Source organism: Streptomyces sp. AN091965, from assembly GCF_022698285.1.
In the GTDB taxonomy this organism is placed as follows: Bacteria; Actinomycetota; Actinomycetes; order Streptomycetales; family Streptomycetaceae; genus Streptomyces.
The window spans coordinates 8,343,153-8,364,943 of the sequence record NZ_JALDMY010000001.1; the positions used below are offsets into that span (position 1 = coordinate 8,343,153).

Annotated in this window: 18 protein-coding genes and 1 pseudogene; 13 read left to right on the forward strand and 6 right to left on the reverse strand. The window is 71.9% G+C overall.

Annotated features, from left to right (window positions below; all coding sequences use genetic code 11):
- Positions 1–38: 38 nt before the first annotated feature.
- From MQV74_RS34675 to MQV74_RS34685, 3 genes are all read left to right on the forward strand, one after another.
- Positions 39–731 carry an HAD-IA family hydrolase gene (locus MQV74_RS34675; protein ID WP_242729298.1) on the forward strand — a complete coding sequence of 231 codons (693 nt, stop codon included), beginning with the start codon at positions 39–41 and terminating at the stop codon, positions 729–731.
- A 14-nt stretch (positions 732–745) separates the two neighbouring features.
- Positions 746–1,675, forward strand: a complete 930-nt coding sequence (locus tag MQV74_RS34680; RefSeq protein ID WP_242726933.1) for an ROK family protein — start codon at positions 746–748, stop codon at positions 1,673–1,675.
- Positions 1,676–1,995: 320 nt separating this feature from the next.
- Positions 1,996–3,240, forward strand: a complete 1,245-nt coding sequence (locus MQV74_RS34685; protein WP_242726935.1) for a cytochrome P450 family protein — start codon at positions 1,996–1,998, stop codon at positions 3,238–3,240.
- A gap of 70 nt (positions 3,241–3,310) precedes the next feature.
- On the opposite strand, the gene mhpA is transcribed toward MQV74_RS34685, so the two are convergent.
- On the reverse strand, positions 3,311–4,918 hold the full coding sequence (gene mhpA / locus MQV74_RS34690) for a bifunctional 3-(3-hydroxy-phenyl)propionate/3-hydroxycinnamic acid hydroxylase MhpA (protein WP_242726937.1): 1,608 nt from the start codon (positions 4,916–4,918) through the stop codon (positions 3,311–3,313).
- 354 nt (positions 4,919–5,272) lie between these two features.
- Between mhpA and MQV74_RS34695 the strand changes: the two genes are divergently transcribed.
- Complete coding sequence (locus MQV74_RS34695; RefSeq protein WP_242726939.1) at positions 5,273–6,526, forward strand: cytochrome P450 family protein; 1,254 nt, start codon at positions 5,273–5,275, stop codon at positions 6,524–6,526.
- A gap of 91 nt (positions 6,527–6,617) precedes the next feature.
- Here MQV74_RS34695 and MQV74_RS34700 read toward each other — a convergent pair whose 3' ends face one another.
- The 4 genes from MQV74_RS34700 to MQV74_RS34715 all read right to left on the reverse strand — a co-directional run bounded on the left by MQV74_RS34700 (position 6,618) and on the right by MQV74_RS34715 (position 10,304).
- Positions 6,618–7,685: an acetylserotonin O-methyltransferase gene (locus MQV74_RS34700; protein ID WP_242726941.1), complete on the reverse strand. Its 1,068-nt coding sequence runs from the start codon at positions 7,683–7,685 to the stop codon at positions 6,618–6,620.
- Positions 7,686–7,761: 76 nt separating this feature from the next.
- Positions 7,762–8,565, reverse strand: coding sequence for a methyltransferase domain-containing protein (locus MQV74_RS34705; protein WP_242726943.1), 804 nt, complete (start codon positions 8,563–8,565; stop codon positions 7,762–7,764).
- A gap of 258 nt (positions 8,566–8,823) precedes the next feature.
- Positions 8,824–9,021, reverse strand: a complete 198-nt coding sequence (locus MQV74_RS34710) for a ferredoxin (RefSeq protein ID WP_242726945.1) — start codon at positions 9,019–9,021, stop codon at positions 8,824–8,826.
- A gap of 176 nt (positions 9,022–9,197) precedes the next feature.
- Positions 9,198–10,304, reverse strand: coding sequence for a helix-turn-helix transcriptional regulator (locus MQV74_RS34715; RefSeq protein WP_242726947.1), 1,107 nt, complete (start codon positions 10,302–10,304; stop codon positions 9,198–9,200).
- A gap of 1,287 nt (positions 10,305–11,591) precedes the next feature.
- Here MQV74_RS34715 and MQV74_RS34720 point away from each other — a divergent pair.
- Entirely contained in the window at positions 11,592–12,323 is a 732-nt protein-coding gene (locus MQV74_RS34720) for a response regulator transcription factor (protein WP_242726949.1), read from the forward strand.
- A 12-nt stretch (positions 12,324–12,335) separates the two neighbouring features.
- Here MQV74_RS34720 and MQV74_RS34725 read toward each other — a convergent pair whose 3' ends face one another.
- Positions 12,336–12,824, reverse strand: coding sequence for a type II 3-dehydroquinate dehydratase (locus MQV74_RS34725; protein WP_242726955.1), 489 nt, complete (start codon positions 12,822–12,824; stop codon positions 12,336–12,338).
- A gap of 728 nt (positions 12,825–13,552) precedes the next feature.
- Here MQV74_RS34725 and MQV74_RS34730 point away from each other — a divergent pair.
- The 8 genes and pseudogenes from MQV74_RS34730 (at position 13,553) to MQV74_RS34765 (ending at position 21,745) form a co-directional block, all read left to right on the forward strand.
- Positions 13,553–13,777 (forward strand): DUF5988 family protein, encoded by a 225-nt coding sequence (locus tag MQV74_RS34730; RefSeq protein WP_242726957.1) that lies wholly within the window; start codon positions 13,553–13,555, stop codon positions 13,775–13,777.
- 159 nt (positions 13,778–13,936) lie between these two features.
- Positions 13,937–15,811, forward strand: coding sequence for a molecular chaperone HtpG (gene htpG / locus MQV74_RS34735; RefSeq protein ID WP_242726959.1), 1,875 nt, complete (start codon positions 13,937–13,939; stop codon positions 15,809–15,811).
- Between the two features lie 125 nt (positions 15,812–15,936).
- Positions 15,937–16,344 (forward strand): annotated as a pseudogene (locus MQV74_RS41455) (wax ester/triacylglycerol synthase domain-containing protein); the annotation flags it as partial.
- A 113-nt stretch (positions 16,345–16,457) separates the two neighbouring features.
- Positions 16,458–17,366 carry a WS/DGAT domain-containing protein gene (locus tag MQV74_RS41460; protein ID WP_374120732.1) on the forward strand — a complete coding sequence of 303 codons (909 nt, stop codon included), beginning with the start codon at positions 16,458–16,460 and terminating at the stop codon, positions 17,364–17,366.
- Positions 17,367–17,441: 75 nt separating this feature from the next.
- Positions 17,442–18,950, forward strand: a complete 1,509-nt coding sequence (locus tag MQV74_RS34750; protein WP_242726961.1) for an SDR family NAD(P)-dependent oxidoreductase — start codon at positions 17,442–17,444, stop codon at positions 18,948–18,950.
- A 312-nt stretch (positions 18,951–19,262) separates the two neighbouring features.
- Positions 19,263–19,436: a hypothetical protein gene (locus MQV74_RS34755; RefSeq protein WP_172381448.1), complete on the forward strand. Its 174-nt coding sequence runs from the start codon at positions 19,263–19,265 to the stop codon at positions 19,434–19,436.
- A 210-nt stretch (positions 19,437–19,646) separates the two neighbouring features.
- Entirely contained in the window at positions 19,647–20,399 is a 753-nt protein-coding gene (locus MQV74_RS34760; RefSeq protein ID WP_242726963.1) for an ArsR/SmtB family transcription factor, read from the forward strand.
- On the forward strand, positions 20,396–21,745 hold the full coding sequence (locus MQV74_RS34765; RefSeq protein ID WP_242726965.1) for an MFS transporter: 1,350 nt from the start codon (positions 20,396–20,398) through the stop codon (positions 21,743–21,745). Before MQV74_RS34760 ends, MQV74_RS34765 begins: the two co-directional genes overlap by 4 nt.
- Positions 21,746–21,791: the final 46 nt, after the last annotated feature.

Genomic DNA, 21,791 nt, shown 5'->3' on the forward strand with positions numbered 1-21,791 from the left:
CAGCGGCTTCGGGAGAGCCGGCCGACGCAGTGGACGAGATACGTGCGGGGGCGGGGCCGACGGCGACCGCGACGGACACGCTCGTGCCCGTCAGGCGCGCCGTGGTCTTCGACCTGGACGGCGTCATCGTCGACAGCTTCGCGGTGATGTACGAGGCGTTCGCGACCGCCTACAAGGAGGTCGTCGGCGAGGGCCCGGCGCCCTTCGACGAGTACCGGCGCCACCTGGGCCGCTACTTCCCGGACATCATGCGGATCATGGGCCTGCCCCTGGAGATGGAGGAGCCGTTCGTCCGCGAGAGCTATCGTCTCGCCCCCAAGGTGCCGGTCTTCGAGGGTGTCGTCGAGCTGCTCCTGACGCTGCGCGTACGCGGCCTCAAGCTCGCGGTGGCCACCGGCAAGAGCGGGCCGCGGGCGCGCTCCCTCCTCGAACAGCTGGGCCTGCTCCCGTTCTTCGCCCATGTCCTCGGCTCGGACGAGGTGCCCCGGCCCAAGCCCGCGCCGGACATCGTGGAGCACGCCCTGCGCCTTCTGGGCGTGACCGCCGACGAGGCCGTCATGGTCGGTGACGCACCGACCGACCTCGCCAGCGCCCAGGGTGCGGGAGTGACCTCGGTCGCCGCGCTGTGGGCCGTCGACGACGCGGACGAGCTGCTCGCCGCCCGGCCGGACGCCGTCCTGCACCGCCCGGCCGACCTGCTGGACCTGTGCCCGCCCGTGCCCGGCGCCTGAGGCGGGGGAACGGCATGGGCGACGGTGAGGAGGGCGCCTCGTACCTGGGCGTCGACATCGGCGGCACCAAGGTCGCCCTCCGGGTGGAGACCGGCGACCAGTGCGTCCACGAAAGGGCGTTCTCGTGGCCTCCGCGCCACAGTGCCGCCCGCGACCTCGGCCAACTCGCCGCGCGGATCGCCGCGTTACGGGCGGACCTCGGTGTCCCCTTCCGGGCGGTGGGCATCGCCATGCCCGCCACGGTCGGACCGGCCGAGCGCGTCACCGCCTGGCCGAGCCGGCCGGAGTGGACCGGCACGGACCTGGGCGCGGCCCTGCGCCCGCTGTTCCCCGGGGCGGCCGTCGCCTGGGCGGACGACGGCGACCTCGGCGCGCTCGCGGAGTCCCGGTCCTCGGGCTGCGACGACCTGCTCTACCTCGGCGTCGGTACGGGCGTCGGCGGCGGGCTCGTCCTGGGGGGCGAGCCGTGCCCCGGCCCGGGCCGGGGCTCCTTCGAGGTCGGGCACATGGTCGTCGAGCTGGGCGGCCCGCGGTGCGGCTGCGGCCGCCGGGGGTGCCTCCAGGCCGTGGCCTCGGGCCCGGCGACGCTGCGCCGCGCGAGCAGACAGCGGGGGAGCACGGCCGCCTTCGACGACCTGGTCAAGGCCTGGGGCGACGGGCGGCCCTGGGCCGTCACCGCGCTGCGCAGGACCTGCCGGGCCCTGGCCGCCGCCGCGGTGGGCGTCCAGGAGCTGCTCCAGCCGCGCCTCGTCCGTGTCGGCGGCGGCTTCGCGAACGGCATCCCCGGGTTCGCCGGGCTCGTCGCCGATCACGTCACGGAGCTGGCCCGCCCCGGCAGGCCCCCGCTGCCCGTGGAGGAGGCCGCCCTCGGCGGCCTGTCCTCGCTGCACGGCGCGGTGTCCCTGGCCCGTCTGCTCGCGCGCCGCCCATTCCCGCACCCATAGAACCGGTCCCTAAGACCACGGTCCCTAAGACCACGGTCCCTAAGACCACGGTCCCTAAGACCACGGTCCCTAAAACCAGGAAAACAGCGAGGGATTCCTTATCAGGTCGAGGGATGCTCAATCAGCCGTGGCTGACCTATCGTCCCGAAGAGCCGGACTGTATCGAGGCGTCGGCACAAAATGCGCCGCGGCGCGACGGCGTACGGGAGAAAAGGGGCCGTCGGACTTCACCGCCTCGCACGGCAATGCCCGTCCCGTGTTCCTGTCTCACGGTGGTGGGTCGGTCGGTCCATTTTCCTTGACGCAGAAGGGGTAGACCCATGACAGCCACCACCGAGAACACGACCCAGCCGATCGACCTGCTCTCGCCGGACCTGACGGCCGACCCCTTCGCGAAGTACGCGCGGATGCGGGAACAGGCGCCGGTCCTCGCGGGCACGGTCCTGGGGTCACCGATGTGGCTCGTCACCGGCTACGACGACGTGCGCCTGGTCCTCACCGACCCGCGGTTCGTCACCGATCCGTCGTCCGTGCGGAGCGGCGACCCGGACGGCGAGCACGCGATCCTGAAGCAGCTCAACATCCCGTCCGACGTGGAGGACCTCATCGCCAAGGCGATGATGAACCTCGACGGCGCCCCGCACGCCCGGCTGCGCAAGCTGGTCTCCCGCGCGTTCACCGCGCGACGGGTCGCCGAGATGCGCCCGCGCATCGAGCAGCTCACCGCGCGGCTGCTCGACGCCATGGCCGACGCGGGCCGCGACGGCACGCCCGTCGACCTCGTGGAGTCGTTCTGCTACCCGGTGCCCATCGCCGTGATCTGTGAGCTGGTCGGCATCGACGAGGCGGACCGCCCGCAGTGGTCGCGCTGGGGGCGCGTGCTGTCCCTGATGCAGGTCGAGCACCTCCCGACCATCCTGCGCGAGTGCGCCGCTCACGTCACGGACGTGATCGAACGCCGCCGCGCCGAGCCGCGCGACGACCTGATCTCGGCGCTCGTCCAGGCCCAGGAGGACGACGGTGACCGCCTCTCCGACCGGGAGATGGTCACCCTCGTCTTCACCATGGTGACCGCCGGGCACGAGTCGACGACGTATCTCCTCGGCAACTCGGTGCTCGCCCTCCTGGAGAACCCGGACCAGCTGGCCTTGCTGCGCGAGGACCCCTCCCGCTGGCAGCCCGCCGTGCGGGAACTCATGCGCCTGGGTCCCTCCCAGTTCGCGCAGCCCCGCTACGCGGCGCAGGAGATGGAGCTGAGCGGCGTGCGCATCCCGGCGGGCTCGGCGGTCACTCCGCTGCTCCTGGCCGCGAACACCGACCCGCGCAAGTACCCGGACCCCGAGCGCCTCGACGTGCACAGGGGCGCGGCGAGCCACGTCGGCTTCGGGATGGGCGCGCACCACTGCCTGGGCGCGCCGCTGGCGTATCTGGAGGCCGAGGTGGCGCTCCAGGCGCTGTTCGACCGGTTCCCCGACCTGTCCCTCGCCGTGCGGCGCGAGGAGATCCCGTGGGCCCTGCGGCCCGGCTTCACCCGGGTCGCGGAACTACCGCTGCGCCTGGCCTGAGACGCCCGGCCGCGCCGGGGACCGGCCCCGGCGCGGCGGTCGTGCGCCCGGGTGCGCCCGCTACGGCCTGTCAGCCCGTCCCGTGCGGCACGCCGGTCGGAAGCGGCGCGTACAGCTGCTCCCGCAGGTCGTCGATCAGCTCGCGGACGCCGTCGGGGCCGCTCGCGGCGCCGAAGACGTGGTAGTCCGGGCGGACGAGCAGTGCCGTCGCCGCGCACCGGGCCAGATACGGCCGGTAGACGTCGTCGGTGTCCACCACCTCGACGGCGCTGCCCTGCGCGTGGTCCGCCGTGGCTCCCGGCGGCAACAGCCGCACCACGTGGGCCTCCAGCTCCCCGAGGAAGGCCAGCCGCTCCGCGTCGAGCACGGCCCCCGGCTCCTCGGTGGTCAGCAGGACGAAGCCACGGCCCACCACGTCGTCGAAGAGACCGGCCGGGCCGCCCCGGCCCACGCGCCCCTGCGGAACGACCGCGCCCGCGGGCGCGGTCGCCGCGGCCCCGCGGTGCAGCAGCCCGCCGGGCAGCGGCTTCGCGGGCTCCGGCCCCGAGGGGGCGCGGCCGCGCCGGTTGGCGAGGACTGTGGCATCCCGCTCCGCGGCGGCCACGGGGTCCGTCACACAGATCAGCCGGCCCAGCTGGACCGAGGCCAGGATCGCCTCCTTGGCCTGCGCGCGGCGCTCCTGCGCATAGCTGTCCAGGAGGGACGCGGCCGCGCGGCCGCGCAGCGTCAGATCCAGCTTCCACGCCAGGTTGACGACGTCCCGGATGCCGGAGCACATGCCCTGCCCGGCGAAGGGCGGCATGAGGTGGGCCGCGTCCCCGGCGAGCAGGACGTGCCCCACGCGCCACCGGTCGGCCCAACTGGCCTGGAAGATGTACGTGGTGCTGCGCAGCAGCGTCGCCGTGTCGGGGGTGACGCCGAACGGAGCGAGCAGCCGCCAGGCCGTCTCGTCCCTGGTGAGCTCGGCCGCGCTCTCGCCCGGCAGCCGCATGAACTCCCAGCGCCGCCGCCCGGGGCCGCTGCCCACCAGGGTCGTGGGCCGCGCCGGGTCGCAGACCTGCACGTTGGTGGGGGTGAACGCGCGCGGCTCGCGCAGCTCGACGTCGCAGAGCAGCCACTCGTAGGAGAACCCGAGGTCGGTGACGGGCACGTCGAGGTGGTCGCGCACGAAGCTGTTGGCGCCGTCGCAGCCCACGACCCACCGCGCGGACAGGACGTGGGTGGAGCCGTCGCCGGTGGCGGCCGTCACCTCCACCCGCCGCTCGCCGTCGGCGATGCCCACGACCTCGTGGCCGCGCAGGACCGTGACCCCGTCGAGCGCCGCGGCCCTGGCCGCGATCAGCTCCTCCAGGGCGGGCTGGTGCATCGTGCTGGCGTCCGGCCAGCCGTAGGGGCCCGCCGTCGTGAAGGGGATGTCCACGAGCGCCGCACCGGCGGCGGTCCGCCACTGGTAGCCGTTGGCCGGTTCGGTGATGCGGCCCAGGCCGGAGCCGATGCCGGTGGTGGCGAGGAGCCGGGCGGTCTCCCCGTCGAAGCTGGTCGCCCGGGGGAGCGGATACGGTCGCCGACGGCGCTCCAGCACGGTCACGCGCCAGCCGCGCTGGGCGAGCAGGACCGAGAGCGCGGCGCCGACCGGCCCGTTGCCCACGACGACGACGTCGGCGTCCGCGGGGTCCACAGGAACTTCGCTGAACGGCGTCAAGGAAAACCTCGCACGTGCGCGCTGTTGGCAGAGGCGGAATTCCACCACGCGGGAAATCGATCACATGGGACGTCGGCCGCGTGGGAATTCGAGGGAAAACGCTGGCACGCTATTCCACGGTACGAAAGGTGTCAAGGAGCCGAAAACCTTACCAGGTTGAGGGATGCTCCACCGGAAATTCCTGTCCTAGCCTGCCCAGGAACCGTGCCAACGACCGTACGGCCGCACGGACAACGACCGTACGGCCGCACGTACTCCGTAGCAGCGGATCCACCGGTCTCCTTCAGGACCGGACGACGAGACAATTCCTCGACGCCGAGGGGGAGCCCCATGACAGCCACCGCCGAGAACGCGACCGAGCCGGTCGACCTGCTCTCGCCGGACCTGATCGCCGACCCGTTCGGCGCGTACGCGCGGCTGCGCGAGCAGGCGCCGACCCTGACCGGCTCGATCATGGGCGGGCGCCCGATGTGGCTGGTCACCCGCTACGAGGACGTACGCCGGGTCCTGACCGACCCGAGGTTCCACAACGACCCCGCTTCGGTGCCGGACGCCCCGGACACCCGGACGACGATCATGCGCCAGCTCAACCTCCCCACCGACCTGGTCGACTACCTCGAAGACAAGCTGATGCAGATCGACGGTGCGGACCACCGGCGGCTGCGCGGCCTGGTCTCCAAGGCGTTCACGGCCCGCCGCGTGGCCCGGTTGCGCCCGCGGGTCGAGGAGATCACCACGGCGCTGCTCGACGGGATGGCCGCTACGGGGCGCGACGGCGTCCCCGTCGACCTGTTGACCGCGTTCTGCTACCCGCTGCCGTTCACCGTGATCTGCGAGCTGGTCGGCATCGACGAGGCGGACCGCGCGCCCTGGTTCGAGTGGGGCCACTGCCTGTCCTCGCCGACGGAGCACCGCGAGCGCCTCCCGCAGGTCATGCGCGCGTGCGTCGACCACATGCTGGAGGCCATCGCGCGGCGCCGCGCCGAGCCGCGCGACGACCTGATCTCCGCGCTCATCCAGGCCCAGGAGGACGACGGCGACCGGCTCTCCGAACGGGAGATGATCACCCTCGTCTTCACCCTGGTCATCACCGGGCACGAGACGACGACGCACCTGCTCGCCAACTCGGTGCTCGCCCTCCTGGAGAACCCGGACCAGCTGGCCCTCGTCCGGGCGGACCCGTCCCGCTGGCCGCAGGCGGTCAACGAACTCATGCGCCTGGGCCCCACCCAGTGGGGTCTGCCCCGGCACCCCTCGGAGGACGTCGAGCTGGGCGGCGTGACGATCCCGGCGGGCGCCACGGTCATGCCGCTGATCCTGCCCGCCAACACCGACCCGCGCCGGTACGAGGAGCCCGAGCGCCTCGACGTCGGCCGCGGGGCCGGGCAGAGCCACCTCGGCTTCGGCCAGGGGGCGCACTACTGCCTCGGCGCGCCGCTGGCGCTCCAGGAGGCGGAGGTGGCGCTGCACGCGCTGTTCGACCGGTTCCCCGGCCTGTCCCTGGCGGTGCGGCGCGAGGAGATCCGGTGGACCCTGCGGCCCGGCGTCACCCGTGTCGACACGCTCCCGCTGCGCCTGGTCTGAGTGCTCGTACGCCGTACCCCCTCGCCCCTGACAGCAGGCCGGGCGAGGGGGTACGGCGTACGAGCACTCGGGGCGTGTCGAGCCGGTGCGGTCAGGCGGCCTTCGTCGCGCACAGGATGCCGTGGGCGATCAGGGACCCCGGCAGGGCGGTGAGGTCCTGGGCGACCGTCCTGGTGACCCGGAACCCGGCCTCCTCCAGCCACTTGCGGTACGTCGACAGCTTCTGCGGGCCGCCCTGGCCCATGGTGCAGCCGAGGAAGTAGGCGGGGAAGATGTCGACGCCGACGCTGCTGGGCTCCCTGATGTCCTCGGGGTAGACCGGCACGAGGATGTTGACCTTCCCGCCGACGTCCAGCGCCTCGCTGACGCGGTGGAGGATCGTCCGCACGTCGTCCTTGTCGAACATGTCGAGGAAGTGCTTGATCAGGACGACGTCGAACCCCTTGGGTACGCTCTCGAAAACGTCGCCGCCGATGAAGGAGCAGTGCTCCGCCACGCCCTGGGCCCGGAAGTTCGCCAGGCACTCGTCCTTCTTCTCGGGCAGGTCGAACGTCGTCACGCGCAGGCCGGGCGACGCCTTGAGGCGGTGGGCGAGGATCGCGCCGAGCCCGGTGTTCCCGGCCAGGTCGAGCACGCGCGAGCCCGGCGGGACGTGGATGTTGCGGAAGAACCAGGGGTCCATGTGGGCGGTGACGTCGTCCATCATCGTCGCCCAGGACTCGCGCAGGTCCTTGTGCTCGGCCACGGCCTCGTAGAGGTTGCCCTCGAATCCGTACAGCTTGTCCAGGCCGACGATGCTGCCGGTCCTGACGCTGTCGGTGAGGTAGAACATCTGCCGGAGCATGACGACCTTGATCATGTTCAGGGCGGGGAGCACTCGCTGGAGGTCGGCCGCGGACACGCCCGCGAACGCGTCGAGGGAGTAGCCGCCGGAGGCCTTGTCGAACGCGACGAAGCCCTCCTTGACCGGCAGGTGCAGGAGTTGTTCCACGGCGTCCGGCTTGGCGCCGACGGCCTCGCCGAGCTGGGCCGCGGTCATGCCGGGCCGCTCGCGCAGCGCGTCGACGATGCCGAGCTCGAAACAGGACAGCAGGATCATGAACCGCGAGGGCCCCACCATGTACTCGCGCAGACGCGTGAACGTGTCCGCTGCATTCATCGCACTCATCCCTTCGGGTCGGCTGGTCGGCTGCCGCGACGTCCCGCTGCGTAACGGGGGATCCCGCGCCCCGTACTCACTCCGGTCGCCGGGCGACGATCCTGGCGTGGTGGAGACCGGCCTTGCCCGCCGCGAAGGCGGCCCGGAGGACCTCGTCCACGAACTCGTCGACGCGCTCGCCGAGCGCGTCGGCCTGCGTGGCGAAGCCCATCAGCTTGTAGCGCCGGCGCATCTCCGCCAGCTCCGCGTCGGAGGGCATCGTGCCGTTGCCGCCGAGCGCGTGCACGATCGCCGGGTCGTAGTCGGTCAGTTCGAGACCGGCGTCCTGGAGCACCCGGGCCACGTCGTCGGCCGGATAGTCGCGCATCGCGGGGGGCGCCGAGGCGAGCAGGTCCTTCCACTTCCCGCTGCCGGAGACCTCGCGGACGATCCCGAACATCCCCGCGCCGTCGCCGCGCGGCTGGGCGCCGGACCACTGGAGGACGAGGTGACCGCCCGGGCGCAGCGCACGGGCCATCCGGCGCAGCGGCTCCTCGGCCTCGGCCAGCCAGTGCAGCACCCAGGAGGAGTGGATGAGGTCGAACTGCCCCTCCGGCAGCTGGAGTTCCTCGGCCGGGCAGACCTCGGCGCGCACGGGGAGCCCGGCGCACCGCTGCCGGGTCGCCGCCACCATGGACGGTGACGCGTCGCTGGCCCACACGTCGAAGCCCCGCTCCGCGACGGCCCGCGCGACCTCCCCGGTGCCGCAGCCGATCTCGGCGAAGGTGCCGCCCTTGTCCAGGGCGCCGCCCGCGCGTTCGAGGGCGGCGAGCGCCGTCTTGATGTGGGGCGCGTTCACCTGCGCGTAGTCCTCGGCCAGCCAGGCGTTGATCGCGGTCATCGACGAAGTCCTCTCTCTGCCGGGAAGACCGCGGCGGTCACCGCGCGAGCCGAGCGGCACACCGCTCTCGCGCGACACCGCGGTCACGAGCGCCCGGGACGCCGAAAGGGGCGGGGCGCGCGGGCCCGCGGACGCGAGGCGGGCACACCAGGGGGCTCCGCCGTGCGGCGCCGGATGGAAGGGGCGGGCTCGTTCCTCGAAGACTAGGGCGGCCCCGACCCGCTGGGCACCCCTCGATCTGATAGGCCGCAGGGCGGCTCACTCGGCCAGGGAGAGCGCCTGGGCCGGGCAGTTGTCGACGGCCTCGCGGGCCTTGCGCAACAGGAGGTCGCCCGTGGGCTCGGCGTCGAGCACGACGACCGTGCCCTCGTCCTCGCTCTGGTCGAACAGGCCCGGCTCGGTGAACACGCACTGGCCGGAGCCGACGCATGTGGCGGCATCCGCGATGATCTTCATGGTGATTTGCCTCCGGGGCACGGTGAATTGCCTCGCGGAAGTGCCCCGTTGACCGCACGGCACGAACGGGAGAAACTCCGTCCACACCCCGCGCGGGACACTTCCTCTTTCCGGTGCGCTGCTCCGGACCGCAGCCGGGTAACGTTACCACCGGATGTCGAACGACGGCGCCGGGTTCAGTAATCGGCGCTGGAGATCCGGCTCCACGTGCGGGTGAGTTCGACGCGCGAGGCCACATTCATCTTGCGGAAAATCTTCTTGAGGTGGAATGCCACGGTGTGGCCGGAGATGAAGAGGCGCTCACCGACCTGAGAGTTCGTGAACCCCTGGCTCACCAGCTCGGCCACGGCCACTTCCGAATTGGTGAGAGAGCCGATCTTCACGCTGTCGTGGGTGGCGTACTGCGGATAGCGGCCGCGCCGTACTCCCAGCGAACGGAGTCTGCTGACGACCCGGCGGGCATCGCGCGGGGCCGCGGACTTGGAGTACCCGTCCACCGCCCTTTCCAGGATTTCCACGGCCCGGTCCCGTTCCTGACGGGTGTCCGCGAGGAGCTTTCCGGCGTCTTCATGGGCGGAGGCGCCCGCCCACGCGTCCCGATGTGTTTCGGCCGCGGTGATGAGGATTTCGGGATTCTCCGCGAGGAGCCCCTCGGCATGTGTTCCCGCCGCTTCCACGGAACGGATTCCGGGGTTGCGCGCGGCGAGTTCGGACGCCTCGGCGGTCACCCGCTTGGCGAGGACCTCGTCGCCCAGCTTCCGCGCCGCCCGGACCAGCCAGGCCGCGGCGGCCGGCTGTGCGGCCAGGAGCTCCAGGACGAGCTGGTCGTCCGTGATGATGCCGACGACGAGATGGGCGGCGCTCGCCGCGCCGCCCTGCACCTCCAGGAGTTGGGCCGCCGCCCAGGCGCACTGGCTGGGGCGGTGGATGGTCTGCCCCAGCAGGGCGTCGTCCCGCAGCTGGTTGGCGAAGTCCGAGCTCACGCTCATGTCGCCCTGCCGGAGGGCGCTGAGCGCCATCACGGCGTGCGCCTCGGGCAGCAGACAGGTGAGGCCGAGCTGCTGGGCCTCGCGCACGCCCTGGGCCGCCAGGTCGACGGCGGTGTCGATGTCCCCCTGGGTGAAGGCGAGTTCCGCCGCGCACGTCAGGGAGGCCGCGACGAGGCCGCCGGTCTCCGCGGTGCTGACCGTCGTCTCCTGCGCACCGGCGAGCACGCGCGCCCCGGCCGCGGGCTCCCGGATTCTCACCAGGAGCGCGGAGTGCCAGATCCTGGCGAGGCCCACACAATTCCCCGAGCACCGCGGTTCTGTTTTTCCGGCTCTCTCCGCGAGGCGCAGTCCTTCTGTGAGATCACCGCGCGACCAGGCGGAAAAGGAGAGTGTGGCCAGCTGAACGGTTTCACAGGAGCTGTTGCGGCAGGCCCCCATGACGTAGAGGGAGGGTGGCAGCTGCAAGCGGAACGGTGAATCGAGCATCACATCTCCTGTCATTGGCCCAGCACGGATCATTGGCTCATCACTGACGCCGCGTGGCCGGTGTGCCGCTCCGGCCACGTCGGCCACGGGAAAGTGCGCGCAGGAACGGTTATGGCGAGCAGGCGCGCAAGGGGGCGCGTACCACCCCTATGTGACGCCTCGTCGACTACCGCGCGGTGTCGACTTCGTCGCCGTGATGCGGGCAGACATGCCGTAGGGGCGGCACCGGTCGGTGCCGATGAGGAAGGACCGGCCGGAAGGGGGAGGGGGCTCACGTTGCATCTGACATGTTCCGATGATCCAACGTTAAGCCCCTGAAGTGCAGGAGCACTTCAGCGGAGATGAAGCATAATTTCAAAGCTGCGACAGGGGTCCCGTGGTGTCGCCTGCGATTTGACCGGCTTTGCAGCGATCTTCCCGGGCGGCAGCTTTCCCGTGGCCCATTTCTTGCTGTGGCCAGATTCTTACCTTAGCGGCCGCACGTGGACTTACGGATGAGTAACCCCCGCATTCGCGCCCCTCGCATCCCGGGTGGTGTGTTGAGGGCGGTCGGATCGCGTGAGGATAGGGGCTTTCGGGGTCTTTGCAGGATGATCTTGCTGTGGCACGGTGGGTGCCTGCGCGATCACGCCGGGGTGTCCCGCCCTGGCGGGAGTGGGGTGGTGGGGCGCGCGGTGCGACCCGGCCGGGCCGGCGGGTGCCTCGGGTGCGGACCTCGCGGTGGCCGTGTGCGGAGTGACCGTCCAGGACGAGGTGGACCTTGTGCGTGAAGTGGCCCGCGGGGTGGCCGGGGGAGCGAGGCGGCGAGCGGCGTCCTGCGGTGGCGCCCGAGGGCCCCGTGGCCGCCGGAGGACGCGTCCGAACCCTCGATGTCGTCGACGGTGCCCGGGCCCGGGGTGCCTGCCGTGCCGTGGGTGTCAACTGCCCCACATATCCCGCCAGTTCACTCACGCAAAATCCAAGCCGGAAGAACAGCTACCGTTTCGGAGCAATAGCAGCCGGGTAGGTCTTCAGGTCGGATCAATAGGGGGCAGGTAGTCCAGAGCGCAGCAAGAGGAGTCGGGCAGGTCAACGGTAATTCAGGAGGGAAGCGTTTTGGGAAAGCCATCCACACGCGTTCTGCTGGTCAGCAATGATGCGCGTCTGAGCACCGCCCTGCACCACCCACCGCTCCCCGCGAAGTACTTCGTCATCTCGGTGCCGACCGGCGCGCAGGCCCTGGAGAGCTTCGGAGACTTCGATCTGCTGCTGCTCGACTCCTCCACTCCCGGCATGGACAGCCACGAGGTGTGCAAAAGAATCCGCAACCAGGCATCCGTGCCCATCATCATTGTCGGTGCCTGTGCCAATGAGATCGACCGGGTGCTCGCCCTGAACGCCGGAGCGGATTACTGCGTGGTGAAATCCGACTCGCTCCACGAGTTGCAGGCGAGCATGGACGCCGTCATGCGGCGCTCCTCTTCCTGTCCGGTCGGCCAGAACGCTCCGGGACCGTCCGCCCCGGCGGGCGAGATACTGGTCGCGGGGCCGCTGCGGCTGAATCCGCGCAATCGGGACGTGACCTTGGAAGGGCGGCCGGTCAGACTGACCCCCAAGGAGTTCGATCTGCTCTCCATGCTGATGGAGGACCCCGATACGCTGCACACCCGCAAGGCCATCATCGCGCGGGTGTGGAACGAGCATTGGTTCGGCTCGACGCGCACCCTGGACGTGCATATCGGGGCGCTGCGTCAGAAGCTCGGATCCTACGACTGGATCGAGACCAAACGCGGCATCGGATTCCGGCTCGGCTCCGTGCCGTCGGCCGGCGCGCGCGACTCGCCGTAACCGCGGGCTCCGTTAGGGCCTGACCCCGCCCACCTCGCCGTTCAGCCGCTGAGGGCTCCGCGGGGCGGTCGCCGTGAGATGCAACAGGGCTTGGGCGGCCAGGCGGTAGCCGAAGGCCCCCAGGCCGACCACGACCCCGCTCGCCAGCGGCGCGATCACCGATTCGTGGCGGAATTGCTCGCGGGCCCACACATTGCTGAGATGCACTTCGACCCACGGCGGCGCATAGCTCGCGAGGGCGTCGCGCAGACTCCATCCCGCAATCATGAGGGCACCCGGATTGACGACGGCCCCGACCGTACTCGGGCCGTGCCGGTGAATCGCCCCGACGAGATCGCCTTCCGAGTCGTGCTGGAGGGAGAGGACTTCCCAGCCCCGGACGCCGACTTCCTCGGCCACCGCCGCCTCGATGTCCGCGAGCGTATCCGTGCCGTATATCTCGGGCTCGCGTCGGCCCAGCACGCCCAGATTGGGCCCGTTCAGGAGAAGGACGACACTCAAGGCGGCACCTCGCTATTCCTTCGGGGAGCGGACGACCGGTGAACCACGGGCCGCCTCCACCATCCCGAATCCCCGTGCGGCACGCCATCATCAGAATTGATAGTTCCGGCGGCGCGCGGGGGCGCGTGCGCGCCCGACCCTGCACGAGGAGCAACGGGTCTACTAGCTTTGGTAGACCTGATACCGAGGCCAGATATGGACGCCGGTACCTATACCGCTGCCCGTACGCTCCGCGTACGCTGGGCGGCAGTTCCTGGAAGGAGCGGGGGTGGGGGATGGCCATGGGGCGAGTGAGCCGGAGTGACGGGCTGCGCGGGTACGCCTTCGTCGCACGGGAGCGCGGCGGGGAAGACGTCTTCCCGCAGGTGAATGATCTCCGTATTCCGGAGTCGTCCGCGCGCTCGCGACCCGCGGCCGAATTCGAGGCCGGAAATGGGGAAAGCGGGCCGAACGCGCGCGAGAGACCCCGCGTCCGCCCCGCCGAGCTGACGGACCGGCGGACCAGGTGAGCTGACGGGACGGCAGATCGCGTCGGTGCGCGAGTGCTCCCCACAGACCAGGGCCGGGTGCGCCCCCCGTCGCACCCGGCCCTCCACTGATCCGTTCACGGCCGTCGCCACCCGCGCGGGAGCAGGTCGCCGCGGGCGGTCACCCGGCGCAACCACAGTCCTGGAAACGCAAGTTCAGCGCGACAACCGGAACCGCTGGCCCGGAAGGTGAGGATGAGCATGGTCGACAAAGGCACTCCCAACGTTTTCCTGAGCGGCGGCTCTCGCTCGTTGATCACGGACGAGGACCGACTGCACTATCTGCCGGACCTCGGCGTGGACAAGGTCAAGGTGTTGTGCGGCAACCGCTACGAACACTTCGAGGCCAGCTCCGAGACGACCCGCGTCGACGACCGCGAGCTGCGCGTCTTCGTGTGGACCCAGCGCACCTACGTCGCGGAGTGAGGCGGCGGGCCCTCCCGCTGCCCGGACGGGGCCGGGGGAGGGCCCGTCGCCTTGCCGTGTGCGCTTGTCCGGGCGGATGTCGGTGTGTCAGATTTCGGTGGCGCGTACGCGCGCATCCTGTGACCGACCTGTGCACATCAGACAGAGCGAAGGGACGTAATGAGCACCGAGACGCTGGAGTTCCAGGCGGAAGCGCGGCAGCTCCTCCAGTTGATGGTCCACTCGATCTATTCGAACAAGGACATCTTCCTGCGCGAGCTCATCTCCAACGCCTCCGACGCCCTCGACAAACGGCGTCTCGCGGGCCTCACCGACGACGCGCTGCGGGCCGACGACCTGCACATCGAGATCGAGGCCGACAGCGAGGCCCGCACCCTGACCGTGCGGGACAACGGCATCGGCATGTCCCGCGAGGACGTGGTGGGGCTGATCGGCACCATCGCCCGGTCCGGCACGGCCGAGACCCTGCGCCGGCTCAAGGCGAACAAGGCGAACAAGGGGGAAAAGGGGGACAAGGGGAACGGCGAGCACACGGAGTCGGCCGAGCTGATCGGCCAGTTCGGCGTCGGCTTCTACTCCGTGTTCATGGTCGCGGACAAGGTCAGCCTGCTCACGCGCGCGGCCGGTGCGCAAGGCGGCGTCCGCTGGCAGTCCGACGGCGACGGCACGTACACCATCGAGACCGTCGAGGACGCGCCGGAAGGCACCGCGGTCACCGTCCACCTGCGTCCCGCGGACGAAGAGGACGCGCTGTACGACTACGCCGACGACCGGAAGATCCGGGAGATCGTCAAGCGGTACTCGGACTTCATCTCGTTCCCCATCCGGATGGGCGACGACACCCTCAACTCGATGAAGGCGCTCTGGGCGCGGCCGCGCTCCGAGGTCAAGGACGAGGAGTACCAGGAGTTCTACCGGCACGTCAGCCACGACTGGGCGGACCCGCTTGAGGTCATCCAGATGCGGGCGGAGGGCACCTTCGAGTACGAGGCCCTGCTCTTCATCCCGTCGCGCGCCCCGCACGACCTCTTCCAGCGCGACGCCCGGCACGGCGTCCAGCTGTACGTCAAGCGCGTGTTCATCATGGACGACACCCGCGAGCTGCTGCCCGACCACCTCCGCTTCGTCAAGGGAGTCGTGGACGCGGCCGACCTGTCCCTGAACATCTCGCGCGAGATCCTCCAGCAGGACCGGCACATCCAGCTGATCCGCCGCCGTCTGGCGAAGAAGGTCCTGTCCACCGTCAAGGACCTCATGAAGAACGACGCGGACAAGTACCGCACGTTCTGGCGGGAGTTCGGCCCCGCCGTGAAGGAGGGCCTGCTGGACGGGTCCGAGGACCACAAGGCGCTCCTCGACATCGCGTCCTTCTCCTCCACCGCGGGCGAGGAGCCCACCACCCTGGCCGACTACATCGCCCGGATGAAGGACGGCCAGGACAAGATCTACTTCATGACCGGCGAGAGCCGCGCACAGGTCGAGAACTCCCCGCACCTGGAGGCCTTCCGGGCCAAGGAGTACGAGGTCCTGCTGCTCACCGACCCGGTGGACGAGATCTGGGTCGAGGGCGTGCGGGAGTACGACGGCAAGGAGTTCCAGTCCGTCACGCGGGGCGCGGTCGACCTGCCCGCCGACGAGGAGCTGTCGGAGGAGGAGTCCGGCACCTACGCGCCGCTGCTCGGCTGGCTCAAGGAGGCCCTCGACGACGTGAAGGACGTCCGGCTGACCACCCGCCTCACCAGTTCGCCCGCGTGCCTGGTCAGTGACGCGGAGGGGCTCACGCCGACGCTGGAGAAGATGTACAAGGCGATGGGCCAGGAGGTCCCGCCGGTCAAGCGCATCCTGGAGCTGAACCCCGAGCACCCGCTGGTCACCGGCCTCAGGGCCGCGCACGAGCAGCGTGCCGACGCCCCGGAGCTGACCGAGACGGCCGAGCTCCTCTACGGCACCGCCCTGCTCGCCGAAGGGGGCGACCTGGCGGACCCGGCGCGCTTCGCCAAGCTGCTCGCGGACCGCCTCGCCAGGACGGTGTGAGCCGAGGATCGAGGGGTGCGCGGGCCTTCATGAGGCGTTAACTGTACGTAGCTAGATCGTACTTGACCGTAATTGTCAGAGGGTGATTGGCTGCTTGCTCCCCGTCATCGACGCGAGAGCAAGCCATGACCTCTGAGAGCTCAGACCTGCTCGCACCCCTCGATCTCGCCTTCTGGAGCATCGAGTCCGCCGAACACCCCGTGCACCTGGGGGCCCTCGGCGTCTTCGCGGCCGACTCGCCGTCGGCCGCCGCGCACGCCGCCGAGCTGCTCGCCGCGCGCGCCGCCGCCGTACCGGGCCTGCGCCTGCGCATCCGGCAGGTGCTGCTGCCCCTCGGCGGCGCCGCGCGCCACCCCGCGCCCGGCTTCGACCCGTTGGAGCACGTACGGCTCGCCGCGCCCGTGCGGGACTTCCAGGCGGCGGCGGGCCCGCTGCTCCAGCGGCCCCTCGACCGGGACCGGCCGCCGTGGGAGGCACACGTGCTGCCCGGCGCGGACGGCCGGTCCTTCGCCGTGCTCTTCAAGTTCCACCACGCGCTCGCGGACGGCCTTCGGGCCCTCACGCTCGCGGCCGCCGTCATGGACCCGGCCGCCTCCGCCGAGCCCCCGGCCGTCCCCGCCGCGCACCCCGCACCGCGCCCGCCGTGGTGGCGCGCCCTCGATCCGCGCGCGCTGCCCGGCCTGGCCGCCGCCGCGCCGGGCCGGGCCGGGCCGCCGAGTCCTTACGATCGGCCGCCGGGTCCTTGCGGTCCGCCGCCGGTGACGCCGGCCGGGCGCTCGGCATCGGCGCGTCGGTGGCCCGCGCGACCTGGGGGGCGCGCTCCTGCGCCGCCCTCACCTCCCGGCCCACCGGCACCCGCCGCACCGAGGGCGTCCTGCTCGACCTCGACGACGTCCACCGCGTACGCAAGACGGCGGGCGGCACCGTCAACGACGTCCTGATCGCGGTCGTCGCCGGGGCGCTGCGGCGCTGGCTCGACGAGCGCGGCGACGGCAGCGCGGGCGTCGCGCCGCGCGCCCTCGTCCCCGTGTCGCGCCGCCGCCCGCGCACCGCCCACCCCCAGGGCAACCGCCTCTCCGGCTATCTGGTCCGGCTGCCCGTGGACGACCCCGACCCGCTGGCGCGCCTGGCCGCCGTGCGTGCCGCCATGGACCGCAACAAGGACGCGGGGCCCCTGCGCGGCGCCGGTGCCGTCGCGCTGCTCGCCGACCACGTGCCGTCGCTCGGGCACCGCGTCGGCGGCCCGGCTCTCGCCCACGCCGCCCGGCTGCTCTTCGACGTCCTCGTCACCAGCGTGCCCCTGCCGAGCCTCGGCCTGGCCCTGGGCGGCTGCCCGCTCACCGAGGTCTACCCCTTCGCTCCGCTCGCGCGCGGGCAGGCCCTGGCCGTCGCGGTCTCCACCTACCGGGGGCGCGTCCACTACGGCCTGGTCGCCGACGGGGCCGCGGTGCCGGACCTGGAGCGGCTCGCGGCCTGCGTCCGCGCGGAGCTCGCCGGGCTCGTGGCCGCCTGCGACGACCGAACGAGTTTGATACCGGGCCCCCGCGCTACGTAAAGTTCCGCTTTTGGAGCATCCGCGGTCGACCCCAGACGGGCCGCGGCACGAGCGCGATGAGGAACGACAGCGGCGATGACGGTCACAGACGAGAGCCAGCAGGAAGGCACCGGCGCCGTCGCCGGGGCCGACGCGTACGGTCCGGGCATCGACCCCGAGCGCCTCGCCGTCTGCCTCAGCGTGCTCGAGGAGCTCGACGAGCTGGAGGTCGACCACCCCGACGCGATCACCGTGCGCCGCGCCACGGCCGGGATCTACCGCACCGTGAAGCAGCGCCGCCGCCAGGAGCGCCGGGCCGCGAAGACCGCCCACGACAAGGCCGTCACCGAAGCCACCGCCACCGGCTCCGCCCAGCGCATCGACGACGAGACCGAGGGCATCCTGCCGTCGTCGGTCACCGAGGCGGGCAAGATCGCGGGGATACTCCAGCGCCCCCGCTCCTGCTACACCTGCAAGGCGCGGTACGTGGAGGTCGACTACTTCTACCACCAGCTCTGTCCCGAGTGCGCCGCCCTGAACCGCGCCAAGCGCGACGCCAGTGCCGACCTCAGGGGCAAGAGCGCGCTGCTCACCGGCGGCCGCGCCAAGATCGGCATGTACATCGCGCTGCGGCTGCTGCGTGACGGTGCCCACACCACGGTCACCACGCGGTTCCCCAAGGACGCCATCCGCCGGTTCAAGGCCATGGAGGACTCGGCGGACTGGATCGACCGCCTGGAGGTCGTCGGCATCGACCTGCGCGACCCGGCCCAGGCCGTGGCCCTGGCCGAGCAGGTCGCCGAGCGCGGCCCGCTGGACATCCTGATCAACAACGCCACGCAGACCGTGCGCCGGCTGCCCTCCGCCTACGCCGCCCTGGTCGAGGGCGAGAGCGCTCCGCTGCCCGCCGGTGAGCTCCCCGCCCACCACGTGATCGGCGCCTTCAACTCCGGCGCGGTGGACGGCCTCGCCGCGCTGCCCGTCGGGGTCACGGGACTCGACGCGCAGAAGGTCGCCGACCTCGCCCTGGTCGCGGGCAACGCCAGCGTCGAGCGGCACCGCGACGGCAGCGCCATCGACGCGGGCGGCCTGGTGCCGGACGTCGTGGACAGCAACACCTGGGTGCAGTCCATCGAGCAGATCTCTCCCGTGGAGCTCCTCGAGACGCAGCTGTGCAACTACACGGCGCCGTTCATCCTCATCAGCAAGCTGCGCGCGGTGATGGCCGAGGCGGCGCGCAAGGCGCCGAGCAAGCGCGCGTACGTCGTCAACGTCTCCGCGATGGAGGGCGTGTTCGGCCGCGGCTACAAGGGCGCGGGCCACCCCAACACCAACGCCGCGAAGGCCGCCATGAACATGGTGACGCGGACCAGCGCCCAGGAGATGTTCCAGAGCGACGGCATCCTCATGACCTCCGTCGACACCGGCTGGATCACCGACGAGCGTCCCCACTACGACAAGCTGCGCCTGGCCGAGGAGGGCTTCCACGCCCCGCTCGACCTGGTCGACGGCGCGGCCCGCGTCTACGACCCCGTCGTACGCGGCGAGGCGGGCGACGACGTGTACGGCGTCTTCCTGAAGGACTACGCGCCCGGCAAGTGGTGACGCCGACGCACCGCGCGCCCGCCCCCGCGTCAAGGGCGGCGCGCGCCTCCTTCGGCTGACGGGGCGTCTCCTCGCAGGGAGATGTCCGGAAGTCACCCCTTAGGTCTAGCGCTATCGAGCAGACTGCCGCTCATTTGGTTAATCTGGTGCGAACGGACGGCTGGAAGGCATCCACCACCGCCTCGCTGCCGTCCCGGGACAGGCTCGCCACCACGGCCGCGATCCCGCCCGAACCCGGCGCCACCGCGACCGCGAAGACAGCGAAAGCAATGAGGCATCGTTTGTCCGTTACGCGACACAGAGGAGTGCGCGGTGACACCAGATCTGACGAAGCAGGAGAAGCGGCAGGCCGAGACCGGCGGTGAGCGGGCGGGCCGCCCGAAGCAGCTCCGCAACCTGGAGGCCTGGGCCAAGGCGGCCCCGATCCGTCTCGCCGGTTACGAGGACGACCTCGCCGAGCCGCACATCCTGCCGGGTATCGACTGACGGTATCCGCTCGCACGTCACACGCACCCCGCGCCGACCCCATGGCGCGGGGTGCGTGCCGTCGTACGCCCTGCGTTCCCGGTCTTCCTGCCCCCTGGCCCTCGGGGCCGCCCCGCGTCCCGCCGGTCCGTCCGTGTCCGCCAAGATTTCCCCAAAGAAATTCTGCAAAAACTCTTTTGGAAAGTGGGAGTGGCGGCCTAGCCTCCCCCTATGGCTGATGAACACCGGATCCTCGACCCCGAGCGGGACGCCGCCGCCCTCAAGGCCCTCACCCACCCCCTGCGCATCAGGCTGCTCGGCCTGCTGCGCGCCGACGGCCCCGCGACCGCGAGCGAGCTCGCCGTCAAGACCGGCGAGTCGTCCGCCTCCACCAGCTACCACCTGCGGGTCCTGGCGAAGTACGGATTCGTGGCCGAGGCGGAGCACCGCGACGGGCGCGAGCGGCGCTGGCAGTCGGTCCACGCCGTCACCAGCTGGAACAACGCGGACATGGACGCCTCGCCGGAAGGCCGCGCCTTCCGGAGCAGCATGGCCCGGCGCCAGCTCGACCACCTGACCCGGTCCCTGGCCCGGCACGAGCGGGACCTCGACGCCGGGCGCTTCGGGCCCGAGTGGCGCGAACACGCCGGGATCACCGACCTCATGCCGCGCCTGACCGCCGCCTCCCTGGCCGAGCTGTGGCGGGCCTTCGAGGGCAAGCTCGCGGAACTGAGCGCACGGGACGCCGCGGACCCGGACGCGGAGCAGGTCGTGGTCTTCGCCGCGACCCTGCCGGTGGCGACGCCCGCGCCCGCCGAGGACGGCGAACCCGGCCTGGCGGAGGGCGGCGCCGCGGGCGCGTCCGACGGACCTGACGACCCGGGCGCGTACGGACCGGACGACACCCGCGGCGACGAGCCGGACGGCCCCGGCGGACGCGGCGGCTCCGGCACGCACCGGAACGTCAGCTGGGGCGTGTCATGACGGTCCGCCGCCCGCTCGACCCCCGCAGCGCCCGGCGCAGATACGTGATCGCCTGCGGCCTCTTCTGGCTGCCCCTGGGCCTCGCCATCGCCCCGATGGTCCCGCTGATGACCGAGCGCGGCCTCGCCCTCGCGGCGGTCGCGGGCTGCGTCGCCGCGCACTCGCTGACCGCCGCGCTGCTCGAACTGCCCACCGGCGGGCTCGCGGACGTCCTCGGCCGCAAGGCCGTGCTCGCCGCCGCGGGCGTGCTCGACGTGGTGGCGCTCACCCTGCACGCGCTCGGCACCACCGCCTGGGTGCTCGCCCTCGCCATGGCCTTCAAGGGCGCGGGCCGCGCCCTGTCCAGCGGCCCCGCCGAGGCCTGGTACGTCGACACCGTGCAGGCGAGCGCGGGGCCCGACGCCGAGCTGCGCACCGGCCTGGCGCGCGGCGCCACCGCCTCCTCCGCCGCCCTGGCGGTCGGCACGCTCGTCGGCGGCTCGCTGCCCTGGCTCCTGGGGCTCGGCCCCGACCTCGGCGCCCGCCTCGACCGGGCCACGTCGGGACTCGTCCTGCCGCTGTCCGTACCGGCGCTGCTCGGCGTGGGCGTCGCCTTCGTCTTCATCGTGTACGTCCTGACCGCCCTGCCCGAGCCGCCCCGGCCCCGAGCCACCCTGCGCGGCGTGCTGCGCGGCGTCCCGGGCACCATCGTCGCCGGGATGCGCCTGGGCGGCAGCGACGCCCTGGTGCGCCGGGTCGTGCTCAGCGCGGGCGCGGCGGGCAGCGCCCTGGTCACCGTCGAACTGCTCACGCCGGGCCGCGCCGCGGACCTGACCGGCGCGGCGGAGTCGGGCGCTGTGGTGTTCGCGGGGCTCGCCTGCGCCGGATACCTGTGCTCGGCCCTCGGCAGCCAGCTCGCCCCGCCCGTCGCCCGCCTCGCCGGTGGCGGGGAGCGCGCCGTCCTCCTCTGCCTCGGCGCCGCCGGGGGCGGCCTGCTGCTGCTCGCGGTCACGGCGAGCGCCGCCGGACCGGTCCCGGTGCTGCTCGCGGTGGGTGGCTACGCGCTCGTGTACCTGGGCCTCGGCGCGGCGAACCCCAGCCAGAACGAGCTGCTGCACCGCCGCGTGCCGAGCGAGGGCAGGGCCACCGCCCTCTCCGTCCAGTCCCTCGCGCTGCAACTGGTCGGCGCGCTCACGGGGTTGATCGCCGGTTTCCTGCCGGCCGGGCCCGCGCGCTGGCTCCTTGGCGCCGTCGTCCTGCTCGCGGGCGCCGCGCTGTGGGCGCGCCGCGCGGAACCGGCCGCCGGTCCCGGCGCGCCCGCAGAGCGGTTCCCGCTGGTCAACTCCGAGTCCGCGGCGGAACGTTGACGTGACGCCGTGGAACCGTGACGCCGCACACCGCGTTTCCTGGGGG

Excerpts from the sequence above, each read along its gene's own strand:
- MQV74_RS34710 (WP_242726945.1), bottom strand. The coding sequence starts at position 9,021 with ATGAAGATCATCGCGGATGCCGCCACATGCGTCGGCTCCGGCCAGTGC.
- MQV74_RS34695 (WP_242726939.1), top strand. The coding sequence starts at position 5,273 with ATGACAGCCACCGCCGAGAACGCGACCGAGCCGGTCGACCTGCTCTCG.
- MQV74_RS34700 (WP_242726941.1), bottom strand. The coding sequence starts at position 7,685 with ATGAATGCAGCGGACACGTTCACGCGTCTGCGCGAGTACATGGTGGGG.
- MQV74_RS34680 (WP_242726933.1), top strand. The coding sequence starts at position 746 with ATGGGCGACGGTGAGGAGGGCGCCTCGTACCTGGGCGTCGACATCGGC.
- MQV74_RS34685 (WP_242726935.1), top strand. The coding sequence starts at position 1,996 with ATGACAGCCACCACCGAGAACACGACCCAGCCGATCGACCTGCTCTCG.
- MQV74_RS34705 (WP_242726943.1), bottom strand. The coding sequence starts at position 8,565 with ATGACCGCGATCAACGCCTGGCTGGCCGAGGACTACGCGCAGGTGAAC.
- htpG (WP_242726959.1), top strand. The coding sequence starts at position 13,937 with ATGAGCACCGAGACGCTGGAGTTCCAGGCGGAAGCGCGGCAGCTCCTC.
- MQV74_RS34760 (WP_242726963.1), top strand. The coding sequence starts at position 19,647 with ATGGCTGATGAACACCGGATCCTCGACCCCGAGCGGGACGCCGCCGCC.
- MQV74_RS34730 (WP_242726957.1), top strand. The coding sequence starts at position 13,553 with ATGGTCGACAAAGGCACTCCCAACGTTTTCCTGAGCGGCGGCTCTCGC.
- MQV74_RS34765 (WP_242726965.1), top strand. The coding sequence starts at position 20,396 with ATGACGGTCCGCCGCCCGCTCGACCCCCGCAGCGCCCGGCGCAGATAC.
- MQV74_RS34750 (WP_242726961.1), top strand. The coding sequence starts at position 17,442 with ATGACGGTCACAGACGAGAGCCAGCAGGAAGGCACCGGCGCCGTCGCC.